The 17,192-nt window shown below is 72.5% G+C and carries 15 protein-coding genes, 1 tRNA gene and 1 pseudogene; 6 read left to right on the top strand and 11 right to left on the bottom strand.

Annotation, left to right across the window (positions count from 1 at the left end; genetic code table 11):
• Positions 1 to 6 precede the first annotated feature (6 nt).
• From BKD26_RS21170 to BKD26_RS21150, 5 genes are all read right to left on the bottom strand, one after another.
• Positions 7 to 1,899, bottom strand: coding sequence for a copper resistance protein CopC (locus tag BKD26_RS21170; RefSeq protein WP_084900512.1), 1,893 nt, complete (start codon positions 1,897 to 1,899; stop codon positions 7 to 9).
• Between the two features lie 22 nt (positions 1,900 to 1,921).
• On the bottom strand, positions 1,922 to 2,332 hold the full coding sequence (locus BKD26_RS21165) for a copper chaperone PCu(A)C (RefSeq protein WP_107417950.1): 411 nt from the start codon (positions 2,330 to 2,332) through the stop codon (positions 1,922 to 1,924).
• A gap of 53 nt (positions 2,333 to 2,385) precedes the next feature.
• Entirely contained in the window at positions 2,386 to 3,069 is a 684-nt protein-coding gene (locus tag BKD26_RS21160) for an SCO family protein (RefSeq protein WP_084900507.1), read from the bottom strand.
• Between the two features lie 35 nt (positions 3,070 to 3,104).
• Positions 3,105 to 3,839: a YcnI family protein gene (locus tag BKD26_RS21155; protein ID WP_084900505.1), complete on the bottom strand. Its 735-nt coding sequence runs from the start codon at positions 3,837 to 3,839 to the stop codon at positions 3,105 to 3,107.
• Positions 3,840 to 3,928: 89 nt separating this feature from the next.
• Positions 3,929 to 4,720, bottom strand: a complete 792-nt coding sequence (locus BKD26_RS21150; RefSeq protein WP_084900502.1) for a hypothetical protein — start codon at positions 4,718 to 4,720, stop codon at positions 3,929 to 3,931.
• A 234-nt stretch (positions 4,721 to 4,954) separates the two neighbouring features.
• On the opposite strand from BKD26_RS21150, the gene BKD26_RS21145 reads away from it, so the two are divergent.
• Positions 4,955 to 5,407 carry an ATP-binding protein gene (locus BKD26_RS21145; RefSeq protein WP_084900500.1) on the top strand — a complete coding sequence of 151 codons (453 nt, stop codon included), beginning with the start codon at positions 4,955 to 4,957 and terminating at the stop codon, positions 5,405 to 5,407.
• A 63-nt stretch (positions 5,408 to 5,470) separates the two neighbouring features.
• Here BKD26_RS21145 and BKD26_RS21140 read toward each other — a convergent pair whose 3' ends face one another.
• Together BKD26_RS21140 and BKD26_RS21135 are read right to left on the bottom strand one after the other, a co-directional pair.
• Positions 5,471 to 6,934, bottom strand: coding sequence for an aminopeptidase P family protein (locus BKD26_RS21140; RefSeq protein WP_084900497.1), 1,464 nt, complete (start codon positions 6,932 to 6,934; stop codon positions 5,471 to 5,473).
• 102 nt (positions 6,935 to 7,036) lie between these two features.
• Entirely contained in the window at positions 7,037 to 8,551 is a 1,515-nt protein-coding gene (locus tag BKD26_RS21135; protein WP_084900494.1) for a GAF domain-containing SpoIIE family protein phosphatase, read from the bottom strand.
• A 503-nt stretch (positions 8,552 to 9,054) separates the two neighbouring features.
• Between BKD26_RS21135 and BKD26_RS21130 the strand changes: the two genes are divergently transcribed.
• Positions 9,055 to 9,738: a bifunctional DNA primase/polymerase gene (locus BKD26_RS21130; protein ID WP_084901160.1), complete on the top strand. Its 684-nt coding sequence runs from the start codon at positions 9,055 to 9,057 to the stop codon at positions 9,736 to 9,738.
• 191 nt (positions 9,739 to 9,929) lie between these two features.
• Positions 9,930 to 10,493 carry a hypothetical protein gene (locus BKD26_RS21125; protein ID WP_084900491.1) on the top strand — a complete coding sequence of 188 codons (564 nt, stop codon included), beginning with the start codon at positions 9,930 to 9,932 and terminating at the stop codon, positions 10,491 to 10,493.
• A 222-nt stretch (positions 10,494 to 10,715) separates the two neighbouring features.
• On the opposite strand, the gene BKD26_RS21120 is transcribed toward BKD26_RS21125, so the two are convergent.
• The 3 genes from BKD26_RS21120 to BKD26_RS21105 all read right to left on the bottom strand — a co-directional run bounded on the left by BKD26_RS21120 (position 10,716) and on the right by BKD26_RS21105 (position 13,872).
• Entirely contained in the window at positions 10,716 to 11,690 is a 975-nt protein-coding gene (locus tag BKD26_RS21120) for a DUF5926 family protein (RefSeq protein ID WP_084900489.1), read from the bottom strand.
• Positions 11,691 to 12,397: 707 nt separating this feature from the next.
• Positions 12,398 to 13,018, bottom strand: a complete 621-nt coding sequence (locus BKD26_RS21110) for an ATP-binding protein (RefSeq protein WP_084900483.1) — start codon at positions 13,016 to 13,018, stop codon at positions 12,398 to 12,400.
• A 53-nt stretch (positions 13,019 to 13,071) separates the two neighbouring features.
• A complete protein-coding gene (locus BKD26_RS21105; RefSeq protein ID WP_084900480.1) occupies positions 13,072 to 13,872 on the bottom strand; it encodes a glycerophosphodiester phosphodiesterase in 801 nt (266 codons plus the stop codon).
• 178 nt (positions 13,873 to 14,050) lie between these two features.
• Here BKD26_RS21105 and BKD26_RS21100 point away from each other — a divergent pair, with 178 nt between their 5' ends.
• The 3 genes from BKD26_RS21100 to BKD26_RS21090 all read left to right on the top strand — a co-directional run bounded on the left by BKD26_RS21100 (position 14,051) and on the right by BKD26_RS21090 (position 16,040).
• Positions 14,051 to 15,595, top strand: a complete 1,545-nt coding sequence (locus tag BKD26_RS21100) for a trypsin-like peptidase domain-containing protein (RefSeq protein ID WP_084900477.1) — start codon at positions 14,051 to 14,053, stop codon at positions 15,593 to 15,595.
• A gap of 69 nt (positions 15,596 to 15,664) precedes the next feature.
• Complete coding sequence (locus tag BKD26_RS21095; protein ID WP_084900475.1) at positions 15,665 to 15,889, top strand: hypothetical protein; 225 nt, start codon at positions 15,665 to 15,667, stop codon at positions 15,887 to 15,889.
• Between the two features lie 66 nt (positions 15,890 to 15,955).
• Positions 15,956 to 16,040: transfer RNA gene (locus tag BKD26_RS21090), tRNA-Ser, on the top strand.
• Positions 16,041 to 16,114: 74 nt separating this feature from the next.
• Here BKD26_RS21090 and BKD26_RS40410 read toward each other — a convergent pair.
• A pseudogene (locus BKD26_RS40410) lies at positions 16,115 to 17,192 on the bottom strand (cellulose 1,4-beta-cellobiosidase); the annotation flags it as partial.

Genomic DNA, 17,192 nt, shown 5'->3' with positions numbered 1-17,192 from the left:
GTCAGGTCAGCCGATCTTCACGTTCTTGTCGATGGTGGTCTGGTCGATGTCGGAGGTCCGGACGGTCACCTGGAGCTTCCACTCGCCCGGCATCGGGATCTGCACGCCCGCCGACGTCCAGTGCCCGGCCGTGACCCGGTCCGGTACGACGGGCAGTGGGCCGATCTGCTGGGACTCCAGGGTGAAGGACACCTTCAGCTCGGGTACGTCCAGGGGCCGCCCGTTCGCGCCGGTCACGTACACGTGCATGGCGTTGCCGCCGGAGCGGCCGGGGGCGAGGGTGAGCCGTACCGTCCCCTTGCCGTTGACGGCGCCGCCGGTGTCGAAGGGCAGCGTCAGGTCGAGGGGCCGGTCCGGAACGGCGGGCGAGGACGACGACGCCTGCGTACGGCCCGCCTCCTCGACCGTACGGCCCGGCTCGGTCGTCGTCAGTACGGTCGTCACGGCGAGCAGCACCACCGCCACGGCCGCCTCGGCGAGCACGGAACGCCGCAGCCCGGCGCGCTCGGGGTCGGCGTCACGGGCGCGCCTCTTGCGGGCGGTGGCGAGGGCGGCCCGCTGGCGGGCCAGCTGGGCGGCGCGCTCCTCGGACAGGTCCTCGGGTACGTCGTCGGGCGCGATGAGCGGCTGTTCCTCCTCCCCTTCGGGGAGGAGGGTGGGCGTCTCCGCCAGCCGCCGTGTCCACCGCCGCGAGACCCACGCCACCCCCACCAGGACGGCGACCAGCCCCACCTTCAGCAGCAGCAGCCGCCCGTACGCCGTGCCGGTCAGCGCCGACCAGGAGCCGACCTGCCGCCACGACTGGTAGATCCCGGTCGCGGCCAGCACGACCACGGACCCGAACGCGACCCGCGAGAACCGCCGTACCGCCGTCCGCTCGATCGACGGTTCCCGGTACAGGGCGACCAGCAGCGCGGCCAGGCCGCCCAGCCAGGCGGCCATCGCCAGCAGATGCAGGATGTCGACGGGCATCGCGACGCCCGGCTGGAGCCCGGCCGAGGCGTGCTCGGACAGCGCCCACGTACCCGCGATCCCGGCCGCGACCACCGTCCCGCCGATCGCGAGCCCGAAGGTCAGGTCCTTCTTCTCGGCCTCCTCCTCGCGACTGGTGTACGCGCCGAAGAGCACCGCCACGAACAGCGCCGCCGCGCCGAGCAGCAGCAACCGCGAGACGAGCGCCGCGCCCGTCTTGGTGTCCAGTACCGGGCTCAGGGCGCCCAGGTCGAAGACGTCGCCGAGCGCACCCGACGAGGTGTACGGCGCGCGCAGCAGCAACAGCGCCAGCGTGGCCGCCGTCAGCGCCACCCACCCGCGCACCACGAGCCGTTGCAGCGGCCGTACGGTCGCGCCGCGCGGCCAGCACGCCAGAACGAAGGCGGCGCCGCCCACCAGCAGGATGAAACCGCCGTACGAGACGTACCGCGCGATCCCGTACAGCACCCCGACGACTCCGCCGCCCACCTCCTGCTTCGGCAGCGCGACGGTCGTCTGCGACGGGGCGCCGATGGAGAAGGTGAACGCGCCGGAGATGGGGTGGCTGTCGGCGGAGATGGCGCGCCAGGCGACGGTGTACGTGCCGTCCGGCAGCCCGGCGTGCAGGAACACGCCGTACTTGACGACCGCCCCCGCGCACAGGTTCCGCAGCTCGCCCGTGTCGGCGCGCTTGCCGCTCGGTTCCAGGACGCGGATGGAGTCGTCCCCCATGGCGACCTGTTCGGAGAAGGTGAGCGTGACGCCCTTGGGCGCGGTGGCGACCACCGCCCCGTCCTTCGGGTCGCTGCCGGTCAGCGCGGCGTGCGCGCTCGCCGTGCCGGAGAGCACGGTCCCGAGCAGCGCGGCGGTGATGACCAGCAGCTGAAGCACGTACGTGGTCCCGAAGCGCGGGGCGGTGGCCGTCATGGTGTGTCAGTCCCCCAAGTGCCTAGTGCTTCGACGGGTTGTGGGTGGCGGCTTCCACCGGCAGGTCGACCGTGATCGGCTCCGACCTCTCGAAGTGCAGCTCTATCCGCACCTTCTCGCCCTGCTTCGGCTGCTCCTTGATGGCCATGAACATGATGTGGCTGCCGCCGCGTTCGAGTTTCAGCTCGCCGTTGGCAGGGATGTCGAAGGACTTCACCTGCTGCATTTTCTGGTCCTCGGTCTTGTGGATCTGGACGTCGTCGGAGAGCGGACTGGTGACCGAGGTGAGCTTGTCCGGCGCACCTCCCGTGTTGGTGACGGTCAGGAAGCCGCCCGCCATGTCGCCCACCGGCTGCGGCATGAAGGCCCCGTCGACCTTCAGCTCGGGCTCGCTCGTGGACGAGGACGAGGACGAGCACCCGCCCAGCGCCATGGCCCCGGCGAGGGCCACGGCGGCGGACAGGGCGGTCAGGGTGGTGCGGCGGGTCACGGGTTCTCCCCCTTGACGATCTTCGGCAGGTCCTTCGCGTACTCCTCGGCGCTGGTGTCCTCGCCGTACACGACATAGCCCTGGTCCGTCCGGGGCGAGAACGCGATCACCTGCGCGCCGTGCATGGAGACGACCGAGCCGTCCTTCTCCTTCTTCGGCGGGTCGATGCCGATGCCGATCTGGCGTGCGCCCGCCTGGATGGTCGGGAAGTCGCCGGTGAGGCCGATGAAGGACGGGTCACCGGCGCCGGGCAGCCACTTGGCGAGCTCGGCGGAGGTGTCCCGTTCGGGGTCGGTGGTGACGAAGACGACCTGGAGCCTGTCCTGGTCCGCCTTGGGCAGCTTCTTGCGGGCCAGGGCGATGTTGCTCATCGTCAGGGGGCAGACGTCGGGGCAGTGCGTGTAGCCGAAGTAGATCAGCGTCGGCTTGCCCTTGGTCCGCTCCCGGAGGTCGTACGGCTTGCCCTTGGTGTCCGTCAGGACGAGGTTGGGCTTCTCGAAGGGCCGGTCCAGTACGGTCCCGGCCTTCTCCGGCGTCGCCTCGACGGACACGCCGGGGGTGGAGGTGGCCTCGCCGCCGCACGCGGACAGGGTGAGTGCCGTCACGGCGACGAGCGCCGCCGCGAGCAGCGGGGTGCGGCGGCGCGGCCGGGCCCCCTCGTGGGTCTTCTGGAGGTGCATGGGGTTTCTCTCTCGGAGTTTCAGGGGGCGGCCAGTCAGGCCGAGCGGCGGCGCCCGGCCAGGACGCCGAAGGCGACACCGGCGGCGCCGACCAGGATGCCGACGACACCGAGGACTCGGGCGGTGGTGTCACTGGAGTCGGCGGCCGCGGCCTTCTCCTCCCCGCCGTGCCCCTTGTCGTCCGCCTTGGCGGCGGTGCCGCCGCCGCTTCCGCCGCCGTGGTGGTCGTCCGTCGCCGCGGACAGCTCGAGGACGGGCGCGGGGGTCTGGGGCTCGGGAGCGCCGTCCTTGGGCTCCTCGATCCAGCGCACGACCTCCTTGTTGTCGTACGTCTGGAGGGCCTTGAAGACGAGCTGGTCGGCGTTCTCGGGGAGCTGCCCGAGCGAGACCGGGAACTGCTGGAACTGCCCGGGGCCGATCTTCGAACCGGCCGCCGTCCAGGTGATCTTGGAGGGGGCCTCGGTGATCTTCTTGCCGTGCACCTCGAGCGGCTTGGCGAGCGTGGCCTTCTCTACCGAGACCGTCCACCCCGGGACGGGCTGCGGCATGACGGAGGCCATCGGGGTGTCGGCCGGCAGGGTGACTTCGAGCTTCACGGTCGAGGCGTTGTCGCGCTCGTTCGGGACCTTGAAGTTCACCGTGGCGTACCCGCCCTTGGCGGCCTCGCCCTGCGGCTGCACGCTGACGTGCGCGAAGGCGGTGCCGGAGAGCAGGACGACGGAGGAGACGGCGACGCCGCCGACCAGGGCGATACGGGAAGAAACGTTCATGACGGAACACACTCCACAAAGCGCAGGAAAAGTGAACGAACGTATGCGCATGGGCGCATCACGGCGCCACTCCTGTCGAGCGGGCCGTGTCAGGCTGCGAGCACGCAGAGGGATACGGTCGGCGGGCCCCGCCTGATCACCGTGTGCTGGAGGGCGTCCACCGTGGTGGGCGTCGGAGGATCGTCATCGGTACGCGCCGGCCTTGGCCCGCCCGCGGGCAGCGCGGGCAGCCCGGCCAGCAGGGCGCGTACGAGGACGAGGGCGGCGCGCAGCGAGCGTACGAGCGCCCCTTCGGCGAGCTCGGTGGCGCCGTGCGCCGACAGCCGGCCCAGCTTGACCAGCGCGAGGTCGCCGCGCCGCAGCAGCCAGCCGGTCGCGAGGGCGGCCAGCAGGTGCCCGAGGACCATGGGGAGACTGGGCCACAGCCCGGCGGCGGGCTCGGCGAGATGCCCGGCATGGCCCGCGTGTTCGGCGGCCGCGGCGGCCGGGTCCAGTCCGGCACGGGTGACGATCCGGTGCGCGTCGACCGGGCTCAGCGACGAAGCGCCCGCGCCGCACACCAGTTTGGCAGCCATCCGGATCAGCGCGTCGTCCGCTTGGTCGCCGATGCTCACGGTGAGGTGCTGCCGCTGCCCGAGCCCGAACAGCACGTGCAGCGCGAGCTGGCCGCCGGTCAGCGCCGTGGCGATCACCGGAAGCGACCGTTCGCGCCCGGCGAACGGCACGGTCACCGCGAAGACACCGAGGAACCCGAGGGCCAGCGTCCACCACGGGACGGTCTCGCAGGCCGCGAGGACATGTCCCAGCCCGGACAGCACGAGGCAGACCGCGGTGAACACCGCGGCCCTCAGCAGCCGCGGACCAGCGGAAGGGGCAGACATGGCCGGGCCATCATCGCACTGCGCCCATCCCCTCCACACGGCAGGTCCGGAAGGTCACCGTTTCGCCACCGGAGTCCGCAAGGCCCCGACAGAGTCCGACACACGCCGACATACACCGGCGTCCGGGCTACGCATATCCGCCGAACGGGGGCTGCGGCGTCAACCCGGCGCTTACGACTCACAAGTGGGGGCAATACGTAACGGTATGTCGAGCCGCAGCCAGGAGGCTGGAGCATGAGCATCTGGTGGTCTCTCCATTTGCGGCGCGAGGCTGCGAGCGTTCCGCTCGCCCGTCGCCTCCTCCTCGGCACCATGGAGACCGCGGGCGTCGACCCCGAGATCTCCTACGACCTGTCGCTCGCCCTCACCGAAGCCTGCGCCAACGCGGTGGAGCACGGCGGGCGGACAGAGACCGGGGACGTGTCCGCGGAGTACCGGGTGACCGCGTATCTGGACGGCGAGAAGTGCCGCATCGAAGTGGCGGACTCGGGCCCGGGTTTCCCCGCGGGCCCCGTGACGACCGTCCGCAGACCCGCCCCGGAGGCCGAGGACGGACGAGGCCTGCGCCTCATCGAAGAGCTGGCCGACCACGTCCACTTCGGGAACAGATCGGGGCGGGGCGGCGCGGTGGTGAGCTTCGACAAGATCGTCAAGTGGCGTACGGACGCTCCGCTCGTGGCGTCGTGACGCAGGTGGGAAGGCCCCCCGCCGGCGTACCGGCGAGGGGCCTTCCGTCCGTATCGGCAGGCGTCAGCCCTTCAGGGCCGCCATCCACGCCTCGACCTCGTCCGACCGGCGCGGCAGCGCGGCCGACAGGTTCCGGTTGCCGTCCTCCGTGACCAGGATGTCGTCCTCGATCCGGACGCCGATGCCCCGGTACTCCTCCGGCACGGTCAGGTCGTCCGCCTGGAAGTACAGGCCCGGCTCGACGGTCAGGCACATGCCCGGCTCCAGGACGCCGTCCACGTACGTCTCGGTCCGCGCGGCCGCGCAGTCGTGGACGTCCATGCCCAGCATGTGACCGGTGCCGTGCAGCGTCCAGCGGCGCTGGAGGCCCAGCTCCAGGACCTTCTCCACGTCCATGTCCCCGAGCAGGCCCCATGAGACCAGCCGCTCGGTCAGCACCCGCTGCGCGGCGTCGTGGAAGTCGCGGTACCTGGCACCCGGCTTCACCGCCGCGATACCCGCCTCCTGCGCGTCGTACACGGCGTCGTAGATCTTGCGCTGGAGGCCGGTGAAGCGGCCGTTGATGGGCAGGGTCCGCGTCACGTCCGCCGTGTACAGCGTCGTCGTCTCCACGCCCGCGTCCAGCAGCAGCAGTTCACCCGCGCGCACGGGGCCGTCGTTGCGCACCCAGTGCAGGGTCGTGGCGTGCGGGCCGGCCGCGCAGATGGAGCCGTAGCCGATGTCGTTGCCCTCGACGCGGGCCCGCAGGAAGAAGGTCCCCTCGATGTACCGCTCGCTGGTCGCCTCGGCCTTGTCCAGGACGCGTACGACGTCCTCGAAGCCGCGCGCCGTCGAGTCGCAGGCGCGCTGGAGCTCGGCGATCTCGAACGCGTCCTTCACCAGGCGCGCCTCGGAGAGGTACACCCGCAGTTCCTCGTCGCGTTCGGCGGTGACCTTGTCGGTCAGGGCCGCCTCGATGCCCGCGTCGTGCCCGCGCACATTGCGCACCGGGCCGGTCGCCTCGCTCAGGTGCCTGGCCAGTTCGCGCACGTCCTTCGCCGGGATGCCGAGCAGCTGCTCCGCCTCGGCGAGGGAGTGCCGGCGGCCCACCCACAGCTCGCCCTGGCCGTCCAGCCAGAACTCGCCGTTCTCCCGGTTGGAGCGCGGCAGCAGGTAGATCGTCGCCTCGTGGCCGCCGTCCTTCTTCGGCTCCAGCACCAGGACGCTGTCGTGGGTGTGGTCACCCGTGAGGTACGCGTACTCGGTGGACGGCCGGAAGGCGTACTCCGTGTCGTTGGACCGGGTCTTCAGGTTGCCCGAGGGGATGACGAGCCGCTCGCCGGGGAAGCGCGCGGACAGCGCGGCGCGGCGGGCGGCGGTGTGGGCGGCCTGGGGGATGGGCTCCAGTCCGTGCAGCTCGGTGTCGGCCCAGCCGGACTTCATGCTCTCGGCGAGCTCGTCGGACACACCCGGGTACAGGCCGTTCTTGCGCTGCTTGATCGGCTCTTCCGAGTCTTCCGGGGTCTCCGGCGTGAGCTCTTCGGCCACGGGTCCGCCTCCTGGTTAGTACGACACTCGACCTCGCACCATCGTACGGTCGTGCGGACGCCGCCCCCAGGGCCTTATGTCACTCGCGGGTCACTCGCGGCGTCACTCGAACCGCGCGGCCAGCATCACCACGTCCTCGTCCCCGGACCCGTCCTCCGGCAGCACCGTCCGCAGGACGTGATCGGCGATCGCGCCCGGATCCGACCGGTCCGCCCTGGGTACGGCCGCCGCGGCCGCGTGCAGCCGTGCGAAGGCCCGGTCCATGGAGTCCCCGGTACGCCGCAGCAGTCCGTCCGTATAGAGGAGCACCGTTTCGCCGGGCTCGGGGGCGATCTCCACGCTCGGTGCCTCCCAGCAGGCGAGCATCCCCAGCGGCGCCGACAGCGACGTCTCGACGTACTCGGTGCGCCGCTCGCCCACGATCAGCGGCGGCGTGTGCCCGGCCCCGGCGAGGACGATCTTGTGCTGGGCGGGCTCGGCGTACGCGAAGAGCGCGGTGGCCGAGCGGGCCGGTTCGGTGAGCCGCAGCAGCAGCTCCAGGTCGGAGAGTACGGCGACGGGGTCCTCGCCCTCCATCACGGCGTACGCCCGCAGGGAGGCCCGCAGCCGCCCCATCGCGGCCAGTGCGCTCGGCCCCGACCCGGACACCGACCCGACCGCCATGCCGAGCGCGCCTTCCGGCAGCGGCAGCGCGTCGTACCAGTCGCCGCCGCCCCGCGGCCCGGTGCGGTGCCGGGCGGCGAGCTGGACGCCCGGGACGCGCGGCAGCCGGCTCGGCAGCAGCTCCTCGGTGAGGGTGGCCAGCCGGGCGCGGCCCCGCTCCAGCTCCAGGAGCCGGGCCAGGTGCTCGGAGGCGTACTGCCCGTAGAGGCCGACGAGGTGGCGCCGCCCCTCGGTCGGTTCGGCGGGCTCGTCGTACAGCCAGACGGCGGCGCCGAGCCGGCCCGCCAGCCGGGTGGCGAGGGGCACGGCGTAACTGGCGGCGTAGCCGAGCCGGGCGGCGACCTCCCGGTGGCGCGGGTCGAGGCCCTCGTCGGCGAACAGGTCGGGCACGGCGACGGGGCCGGGCGGCGGAAGGACGCCGTGCTTGAGGTCCCCCTCGGGGGCGTCCTCCAGGATGCGGCCGTAGGAGGTGGCACTGCGCGGCACGGTCTCGATGGTGCCGAGGTCGGCGTGCGCGAGGCCCAGCCCCAGGGTGGTGGTGGGGCCGAGGCCGTCGGCCGGCTCGAGGACGACCATGCCGCGGCGGGCGCCGACGAGCGCCGCGCCGGCGCGCAGCAGCTCCTGGAGGGCGTCGTCGAGGGTGCCCGTACGGGTGAGGCGTTCGGTGAGTTCGTGCAGCGTGGTCAGGTCCGAGACCCAGCCCGCGAGCTTGTCCTGGATCATCGCGCCGGGTGCGACCGGAGGGGTCGGGAGGCCCGGAAGGGGCGCCGCAGTGTGCGCGGGCGCCGGAACGGTTGGATCGATTCCAGCCACTTTCGGCAGGTGAGGGGCGTTCATGGCAGCCGGCTCTTCGACGGGTGCGTTTCGCTGGATAGCATCGCAAACCCCCATGTCAATCTGCGCCGCTGTCACTGCATCCACATGTACACGCACAAGTAAGGGGATGTCCAGCATTGTCACGGGAGGGCGCGCGGTATTTACGTGAGCCGTAACTTGGCTCAAAAATGCCCCCCATGAACAGGATTTGCGGTCGACTGAGCCCCGTTCGAAAAGGGGCACCCCCTGGAGGCGGCGTCGGCAGGCGCGGTCCGAAGGGGCGTCGTTCCGAGCGGGCAGGGTACGTAAACGGTGTCGGCCGGGGGCAGTTGGGGCGAGCCCGGAACCCGGCGGGGAGCCCTTGCGTCCTTGACTCCGAGGCCGCGCCCCATCCCCGAGTGGCGGGGAAAGAGAACAGCGCAACACGCGGGACAGCCAGAGCGCGCCATGGGTGCGCCACCCCTCGCCACGCGTTTAATGGACGGACAGTCGGCCCGGGCCACGGCCCGGCCCGCGATCGGCGGCCCCCGCGGTGTTGCTTGCCGCAGGCGAAGAGGGGCCGGCCCGTACGCACAGTGAAGTGACGCACACCTGTTGTGATGTGGATGACCTCGGCGTTCAACGGAAAGGAACGAGCGCTCATGCGCGAGATCCTCGGAAGGCGACGCAGGCTCCGGTTCCGGCGCAAGAGGAGGCCTGCCCACCTGGATGCGGCGCTCCTGTGCGCCACCGAGTGGCACTGGCCCGTACTCCCCGGCGTGGGACTCGAGCCGGCCGGGGGCCGCGGCGACCGGGAACGCGGCTGTGCCTGTCCCGACCCCGAGTGCGTCGTACCCGGCGCACACCCCTTCGACCCCGGCCTGCTCGCGGCCTCCACCGACGAGCGCATGGTGCGCTGGTGGTGGACCAACCGCCCGGACGCCCCGGTCGTGCTCGCCACCGGAGGCCGCGCGCCGTGCGCGGTGAGCCTGCCCTGCGTCGCGGCGGCGCGGGCGCTGTCGGTGCTGGACCGGATGGAGATGCGGCTCGGCCCGGTGGTGGCGACGCCCACCCGGTGGTCCCTGCTGGTGGCTCCGTACACCCTCGAACAGCTCGGCGAGCTGCTGTACGTCAAGGACTGCGTGCCCAGCTCCCTGCGGTTCCACGGGGAGGGCGGCTATCTGGTGCTGCCGCCGTCGGACACCGGAACGGGGCAGGTGCGCTGGGAACGCGCGCCGCTCGCCGGGTCGTCCTCACCGTGGCTGCCGGACGTGGAGGCGGTCGTGGACGCGCTGGTCGAGGCGAGCACGAGCGCGCCGGACGGCGGCAGCCGGCTGCGCTACTGACCCGTACCGCCGTTACCGCCGTACCGCCGTACCGGCTTCCGGCCCCGCTGTCACCCGTATGTCACTCGTACGGGTGTGAGCGGGGCCGAGTTGTACGGGAATTGGGCGCGCGGCTCCGAGTGCCTCCGCCTTCCGTCGATATCGTCGCCCCACCGTCAAGAATTCCCGGGCAGTTGGCAGGTGGGGTCCCCATGAATCTCCGCATGATCGGGCTCGGGGCCGTGGTGGTGCTCGCCGCACTGCTGTCGCCGGCCGCCTCCGCCGGACCGGCCGGGAGCCCCGGCGCGCCGGCCGGTCCGGCGGAGGCGCCGGAACTTCTGGCTGGAATCGATGCCCCGTCCATTGCGCAGTCCGTTGCTCCGTCCGATGTTCCGGACGGGATCTCCCCCTCTCCGATGCCCTCCGACGCGAGCAGCCTGGCGCGCTGCGGGCCGGAGGTGGCCTCGCCGGGCGGGGTCGAGGCGCAGACGTGCGTACTGACCGAAGGGCGGGACACCTGGGCGCGGACGTACTACCGCAACGCCACGGGCACGGCGCTCGGAGCCGTACTCACCTTGATGGGCCCCGGCGGGCGCACTGTACAAGCGCATTGCGCCGTGCGGGCGGAGGATGAGCCGGGCGTGTGTGAGACGCCCAGAGAGCCGTCGCGCGGGACTTCCGCCGAATACACGGCGGTGGCGGAGTTCGCGGAGAGCGGGGAAAGTGCGCTGTTGCTGCGCTCGGGGAGCAACTCGCCCGATCCGGCGGCCAGTTGAGGCCAGAGCCGGAAGATCTTCTTCCGAGGAAATGGAAGGGCCCGGTCGCTGGCGACGGGGGATGCACCAGCGACCGGGCTTCAAGCACCGTAACAAGAGATCGGCTGTTCGCAAATTCGATCTCAGTTATTCGGACAGGGATTTACTCCCGGGTACGGACCATTGTGGCGGAAGTCACCGACCGGTCGGGATGTGGACCGGCACCGCCCCCTGATAGTGGGGTCAGCTGAGGGTGACCTGGCGGTTGGTGAGCCCGCCGCGGGCCCGGCGCTCCTCCGCCGTCAGCGGCGCGTCGACGGCCAGCGCGCCCGCGAGCCGCTCGGCGAACTCGGCGGCCGGCTGCTCGCACTCCTTCGCGCCCATCCCGGTCGGCAGGTCCCACACCGGCACCATCAGGCCGTGCGCGCGGAAGGAGCCGACCAGCCGGGTGCCCTCGCCGAGCGACGACGTACCGGCGGCGTGCAGCCGGGCCAGCGCGTCGAGCAGCTGCTCCTCGGGGTGCGGCATGACCCAGCGCAGGTGGTTCTTCTCGGGCGTCTCGCACCAGTACGCGGCGTCCACGCCGGACAGCTTGACGGTCGGGATGGCGGCGGCGTTGGCGCGCTCCAGGGAGGCGGCCACATCCGGCGACGCGCTCTGCTCGGAGTCCGGCACCCAGAACTCGAAGCCCGAGTGGACGACCGGCTCGAAACCGGCGTCCGCGTCCAGCAGGTCCTGAAGGCGCGGCCCGTCCGCCGGCACCCTCTGGGCGCCCACGGGCGTACCCGGCTGCGCGGTCAGCGCGCGCTGGAGGGTGTCGGCGAGGTCCCGGCTGAGGTCGCCGGAGGAGGTGTCGTTCTGGAGCGCGAGCAGGACGGAGCCGTCGTCGCGGCGCAGCGCGGGCCATGCCATGGGCAGGACGGTCGCGAGCGTCACGGACGGTACGCCCTCGGGCAGGCCGCCCTTGAGGTGGAGCGGCGCGGTCGCGGCCGGGACCAGCTCGCGCAGGGCGACCCAGTCGCACTCGCCGGGCAGACCCTCGAACGGCCGCTGGACCAGCTCGGTCACCGCGTGCGCGGCCGCCCGGCCGTGGCAGGCCTTGTAGCGGCGGCCCGAGCCGCAGGGGCAGGGCTCGCGGGCCCCGACGACCGGGATCTCTCCCTCGTTCAGCTGCGCCTGCGGCTTCCCGGCCTTGGTCTGGGGACGCTTCTTGCCCATGGTCTGACTTCTCCCGTAACGGCTGTGCGGCAGTGCTGTGTCGGCCGCGAGCCTAGCCTCCCGCGGCCCCCGCCCGGGCCACCCCACGTCCGGCCGCCGCCGCCCACGGTGGGGCCGAGCCGCGGCGCGCGCCTCCCCGGGCTCGCCGCGCCGGAGGGCCGGGGCGGCAGACGCCCGGGGCGCCGGCCGACGTCCCCCGGGCGGGCCCGCATCCTGCGCGGGCGCACCTCCGGGGCCGGATCCCGCGCCCGCGACGTCCGCGTGCGGCGGGCTCTCCTGGTCCAGCGGGGCGCCCTGCGCAGGCTCTCCATGTCTGGCGCGGCGGCGCCCCGCGCCGGTCCGCCCACCGAGCCGGCTTCCGTTCCTGGGCGGTTCACGCGCGCCGGACCGGCGGGTGGGCGTCCCGCACTGGACTGGTGGGTGGGCGCCCCGTGCCGGGTGCCCCCCGAGTGGGTCGGTGCCCCGTGCCGGGCGCCCCCCGACCGGGTCGGTGCCCCGCACCGGTTCGCGTTCCCGGGGGCCGCGCCCGCACGGCGGCGCCTGCCGAGTGGGTCGGTGCCCGGCGCCGGTCTGTGCCCCGCCGCCGGGCGCCCCGTACGGTTCGGTGCGCCGCACCGGTTCGCGCCACCGGGGTGCCCGCGGGACGCCCCCGGGACGCCCGTGTACCCGTGGCGTCCGGCCCCGTCAGGGGGCGTGGCCGGGCGCGCTCAGCCGACGTCCTCGTACGCGTCGTAGGCCTCGTACGTATCGAGGAAGTCGAAGCCCGGACCTGTGACGCGCGTAGCGAAGTCGTCGCGCCGGTGGCCTCCCGTGAGGATCACCCAGACCGTCACCTCGCCGGACGCGCTGTCGCGTACGCCCCAGTCCTGGGCGAGCGCGCTGATGATGTTCAGCCCCCGGCCGCCGCGCGCGGTCACCGAGGGCGTGGCCGGAACCGGGCGGGTCGGACCACCCCCGTCCGTCACCTCGACGGTCAGGGCGCCGTGCTTGTCGACCCACCAGGCGGCGTGGACGTCACCGTCACCGACCTCCACCCCCCGGCCCAGCGGTCTGCCGTGCCGGCAGGAATTGCTGAGCAGTTCGGAAAGGACCAGTACGGCATCGTCGACGACCGATTCGGCCATACCGCTGCGGCGGAGCTGCTCCCGCATCCGGCGTCTCGCCTGTCCCACGCCCGCAGGGCCATGGGGAACGGCCATGCTCGACGACGTGGGCACCTCCTGTGCCACCACCAACGCCACCCCCGAGACCTCCTTCGCCCCACGCCACGGTGTGGATGCCCCAATGGACTGGACCGGAAACCGGCCAACCCGTGTGTGGTGACGCACTCGACACGGCCGAGCACGGACCGAACGCGCCGGAGCACTCCCTGTAACGGGTGTTAAAGGCGGCCCAGTTGGGACAGGACCTGTTTGGGGCGATTGGTGATGATCGCCTCCACTCCGAGCCGCGCGCACAGCTCGACGTCCTCCGGCTCGTTCACCGTCCAGACGTGGACACGGTGTCCGGCCTGGTGGAGGCGGGCGATGTAGCCCGGGTGGTTGCGGACGATCCGGATGGAGGGCCCGGCGATCCGGGACCCGGCGGGCAGCCGCCCGTCGCGCACGCGCGGGGTGATGAACTGCATGAGGTACACGGTCGGCACGGCGGGCGCCGCGGCGGCGACACGGTGCAGCGAGCGGGCGGAGAAGCTCATGATCCGTACGGGGGTGGTGGTCCCGGTCCGCGGCCGGGTCAGCCCGAACCGCTCCAGCAGCTCCACCAGCCGCGCCTCGACCTGACCGGCCCAGCGGGTGGGGTGCTTGGTCTCGATGGCGAGCTCGATGCGCCGCCCGGCGTCGGCCACGAGCCCGAGCAGCCGTTCGAGGGTGAGTACGGAGGTGTACTCGGGGTCGCCCCAGTCCGGGCTCTCGTTCGCGTCCTTCCAGCCGCCGAAGTCCAGCTGGGCGAGGTCGGCCAGCTCCAGGGTGGAGACGGCGCCGCGGCCGTTGGAGGTGCGGTTGACGCGACGGTCGTGGACGCAGACGAGGTGGCCGTCGGCGGTGAGCCGTACGTCGCATTCGAGGGCGTCGGCGCCGTCCTCGATCGCCTTCATGTACGCGGCGAGGGTGTGCTCGGGCGCGTCCTCGGAGGCGCCTCGGTGGGCGACGACCTGGATCGTGTGCTGCCGTGCGTGGGTCACCGCGACATGGTGCCACCGCTGTTCGGCCCTCTTCGACAGGCGTCCGATTTGCCGGAAATAAAGGATGGCCCGAAGACGCACAGCTCCGGCTTACAGTGGCCTGACGGGCTGTGGGAAAAGCTGACCACAGACACCCCCCTGCGACGTAGACGACGTGGAACCCCGAGGAGAACGAGCCGTGAGCACTGAGAACGAGGGCAACGCGGTCCCGTCCGCCCCCTCCGCCCCGTCCACACCTCCCGTGCCGCCCTCTTCGTCCGTGCCGGCGGAGGGCGCCCACGACGCGGCGCCCCGGGGGCCGCAGCCGCCCCACGTACCTCCGGTTCCCGGCCACACGCCCTCGCCCGCGGCTCCGCACCCGGCCCCGGCCCCGGCCGAGCAAGCGGCGCCGCCCGAGCGTTCGGCCCCGCACCCGCCCGAGCACCCGGCCCCGGGCGAGCACCCGGCCCCGGGCGAGCACCCGGCCCCGCACCAGGCCGCGGCCCCCGCCCCGCATCCGGCTCCTCCCACCGGCGCGGGCTGGCCGGCCCCGCCGCCACCCCCGCCGACCGCTCCCACCTGGGGCGCACCGCTCCCGCCGGCCGGCGAGCCGCCGCGCAAACGTTCCGGCGGCGGGCTGGTCTCCGCCGTGCTGGCGGCCGCACTGCTCGCGGGCGGCATCGGCGGCGGTATCGGGTACTGGGCGGCCGAGCGCAACGACGGCTCGGCCAGCTCGACGACCGTCGCCGCGGGCGAGGCGCCGGCAGACTTCAAGCGGGAGCCCGGCACGATCGCCGCCGTGGCGAACAAGGCCCTGCCGAGCGTCGTCACCATCGAGGCCAAGTCGGGCGCCTCGGAGGGCGAGGGCGGCACGGGCACCGGCTTCGTGTACGACAAGGAAGGCCACATCCTCACCAACAACCACGTGGTGGCCTCGGCGGCGGAGGGCGGCACTCTGTCCGCGACGTTCTCCAACGGCAAGACGTACGACGCCGAGGTCGTGGGCCGCGCCCAGGGCTACGACGTCGCCGTACTGAAGCTCAAGAACGCCCCGTCGGGCCTCGCCCCTCTCCCCCTGGGCAACTCCGACAAGGTGGTGGTCGGCGACTCGACGATCGCGATCGGCGCGCCGTTCGGCCTGTCCAACACCGTCACCACCGGCATCATCAGCGCCAAGAACCGCCCGGTCGCCTCCGGCGACGGCAGCGGCGCCGGCCGCAACTCGTACATGAGCGCCCTGCAGACCGACGCCTCGATCAACCCGGGCAACTCCGGTGGCCCGCTCCTCGACGCACGCGGCGCGGTGATCGGCATCAACTCCGCCATCCAGTCGGCCGGCAGCGGCGGCCTCGGCCAGTCGCAGGCGGGCTCCATCGGCCTCGGCTTCGCCATCCCGATCAACCAGGCCAAGAGCGTCGCCGACCAGCTGATCAAGACGGGCAAGCCGGTCTACCCGGTGATCGGCGCCACGGTGAACATGACCGAGGAGGGCGAAGGCGCCCGCATCGCCGACCAGGGCGAGGGCGGCACCCCGGCCGTCGTCCCGAACGGACCCGCCGCGAAGGCGGGCCTCAAGCCGGGCGACGTGATCACCAAGTTCGGCGACCGGACGATCGACAGCGGACCGACCCTGATCAGCGAGATCTGGACCCACAAGCCGGGCGACAAGGTGACCCTCACCTACGAACGGGGCGGCAAGGAATCGACGGTGGACGTCACCCTGGGCGAGCGCAAGGGCGACTAGCCGACGGACGAGTCACCCGTACCCGTCTCCCGGCGTGCCGGGCACCGGGTACGGGCCCACAGTGGGTCCATGACCGCCAACCCGCCGCCCGTGACCGTCTCCCCGCCGAACCCCTCCAGCGGCCGCAGCGTCCACGTCGACGGCAAGCCCCTCGGCCTCGCCCACAGCGTCGCCGACCTGGTCGACCTCCTGAGCGGCGTGGGCCTGGAACTGAGCCCGGACGACGTGGCCACCACCCACCTCATCCACTGGCAGGGCGGCGGCCCCGCGGTCTGGGCCGAGTCACCCCCCTGACCCGCCCGCCGCCCACCCCCCAACCGGTAGGCTGTAGCCGCTCCGCAGCAGTCGACGCGGGGCGAGGGTGGGTTGCCCGAGCGGCCTAAGGGAACGGTCTTGAAAACCGTCGTGGCGCGAGTCACCGTGGGTTCAAATCCCACACCCACCGCAGCAGGTCAGAGAAGGTGCTGACCAGAAGGGGTGCCCCGACCAGGGGCACCCCTTCGTCGTGGGCGGACGGCGTCAGCTCGCGGCCGGGGTCCCCAGTTCGGTGACCTCGACCCAGTTCACGCTCTCATCTTCCACGCGGAGCTGGTTGCCCCAGTCGTCCACGGCGATCACGGCATACATCACGGTCTCGCCGTCCGCCGCACTGCCGTGGAGGAACGAGGTGGCGTCCTCGCCGAGGTATTCGACGCGGTGCGCGAGCCAGACGAAGCCGCCCTCGCCGTCGTCGTACTTCTCGGCCTTGAAGACCTCGTACCGCTTGAGGTCGGGCTCCGTGTTCGGCGCCCACTCCAGAAACACGCCGTCCTGGCGCGCCGTTGCCTTGAGACCGGTGACGGCCGCCGGGGCGACAAGGTCGCCGTCGGTGGTGGCAGAGGCGGACCCGGATACGGGGGACTGGTTGCCCGCCCCGTCCACGGCGACCACCGTGTAGGTGTACGTGGAGCCGGGGCTGACCGTCATGTCTGTGTAGGTGCTGGTGTGGACCAGGTCCCGGTACAGATGACCGTCGCGGTACAGGTGGTACCGGACGACGTCGTCGCTCGTCGAGGGGGCCCAGCTGACGACGATGCCGTTGCGCGGCTCGTATACCGCCGTCACGTTCGTGGCAGGTGCGGGCGCGTAGTCGCCGCGGGTGGCGGACACCGAGGTCCGCGTCGCCGACGTGTTGCCGGCCGCGTCGGTGGCGGAGACGTAGTACGTGTAGCCCGTGCGCTCGGCGGCAGCCGTGTCGGTCCAGGAGGCCGAGGTCACCGTGGCGACCTGGGTCACTGGTGCTGTCGGGGATCCGGGTGCGGTCTGCTGCTGCCGGAAGACGGTGTACGTCGTCGCACCGGCGACCGGCTGCCACGCCAGCGAGAGGCCGCCCTTCCCGTCGGTCGCCGTCAGCCCGCCCGGTGCCGCCGGACCTGTGCGGTCGACGGTGGTGGCCGTCACGTCGGCGCTTCCGGTGGATTCGTGGCCGGCTTTGTCGACGGCGCGGATTTCGTAGAGGTAGGTCTGGCCGGTGGCGGGCGGCGCGTCGGTGTAGGACGGTGTGGTGCGCAGTGTGGTGCCGCTGATCTTCGCCCAGTTGGTGGTGGTGCTCAGGCGG

The sequence above is a fragment of the Streptomyces sp. CB03238 genome, from assembly GCF_002099185.1.
Classification (GTDB): Bacteria; Actinomycetota; Actinomycetes; order Streptomycetales; family Streptomycetaceae; genus Streptomyces.
This window is presented reverse-complemented; position numbering and strand designations above follow the sequence as displayed.

Excerpts from the sequence above, each read along its gene's own strand:
- BKD26_RS21170 (WP_084900512.1), bottom strand. The coding sequence starts at position 1,899 with ATGACGGCCACCGCCCCGCGCTTCGGGACCACGTACGTGCTTCAGCTG.
- BKD26_RS21165 (WP_107417950.1), bottom strand. The coding sequence starts at position 2,332 with ATGGCGCTGGGCGGGTGCTCGTCCTCGTCCTCGTCCACGAGCGAGCCC.
- BKD26_RS21160 (WP_084900507.1), bottom strand. The coding sequence starts at position 3,069 with ATGCACCTCCAGAAGACCCACGAGGGGGCCCGGCCGCGCCGCCGCACC.
- BKD26_RS21155 (WP_084900505.1), bottom strand. The coding sequence starts at position 3,839 with ATGAACGTTTCTTCCCGTATCGCCCTGGTCGGCGGCGTCGCCGTCTCC.
- BKD26_RS21150 (WP_084900502.1), bottom strand. The coding sequence starts at position 4,720 with ATGTCTGCCCCTTCCGCTGGTCCGCGGCTGCTGAGGGCCGCGGTGTTC.
- BKD26_RS21145 (WP_084900500.1), top strand. The coding sequence starts at position 4,955 with ATGAGCATCTGGTGGTCTCTCCATTTGCGGCGCGAGGCTGCGAGCGTT.
- BKD26_RS21135 (WP_084900494.1), bottom strand. The coding sequence starts at position 8,551 with ATGCTGGACATCCCCTTACTTGTGCGTGTACATGTGGATGCAGTGACA.
- BKD26_RS21130 (WP_084901160.1), top strand. The coding sequence starts at position 9,055 with ATGCGCGAGATCCTCGGAAGGCGACGCAGGCTCCGGTTCCGGCGCAAG.
- BKD26_RS21125 (WP_084900491.1), top strand. The coding sequence starts at position 9,930 with ATGAATCTCCGCATGATCGGGCTCGGGGCCGTGGTGGTGCTCGCCGCA.
- BKD26_RS21120 (WP_084900489.1), bottom strand. The coding sequence starts at position 11,690 with ATGGGCAAGAAGCGTCCCCAGACCAAGGCCGGGAAGCCGCAGGCGCAG.
- BKD26_RS21095 (WP_084900475.1), top strand. The coding sequence starts at position 15,665 with ATGACCGCCAACCCGCCGCCCGTGACCGTCTCCCCGCCGAACCCCTCC.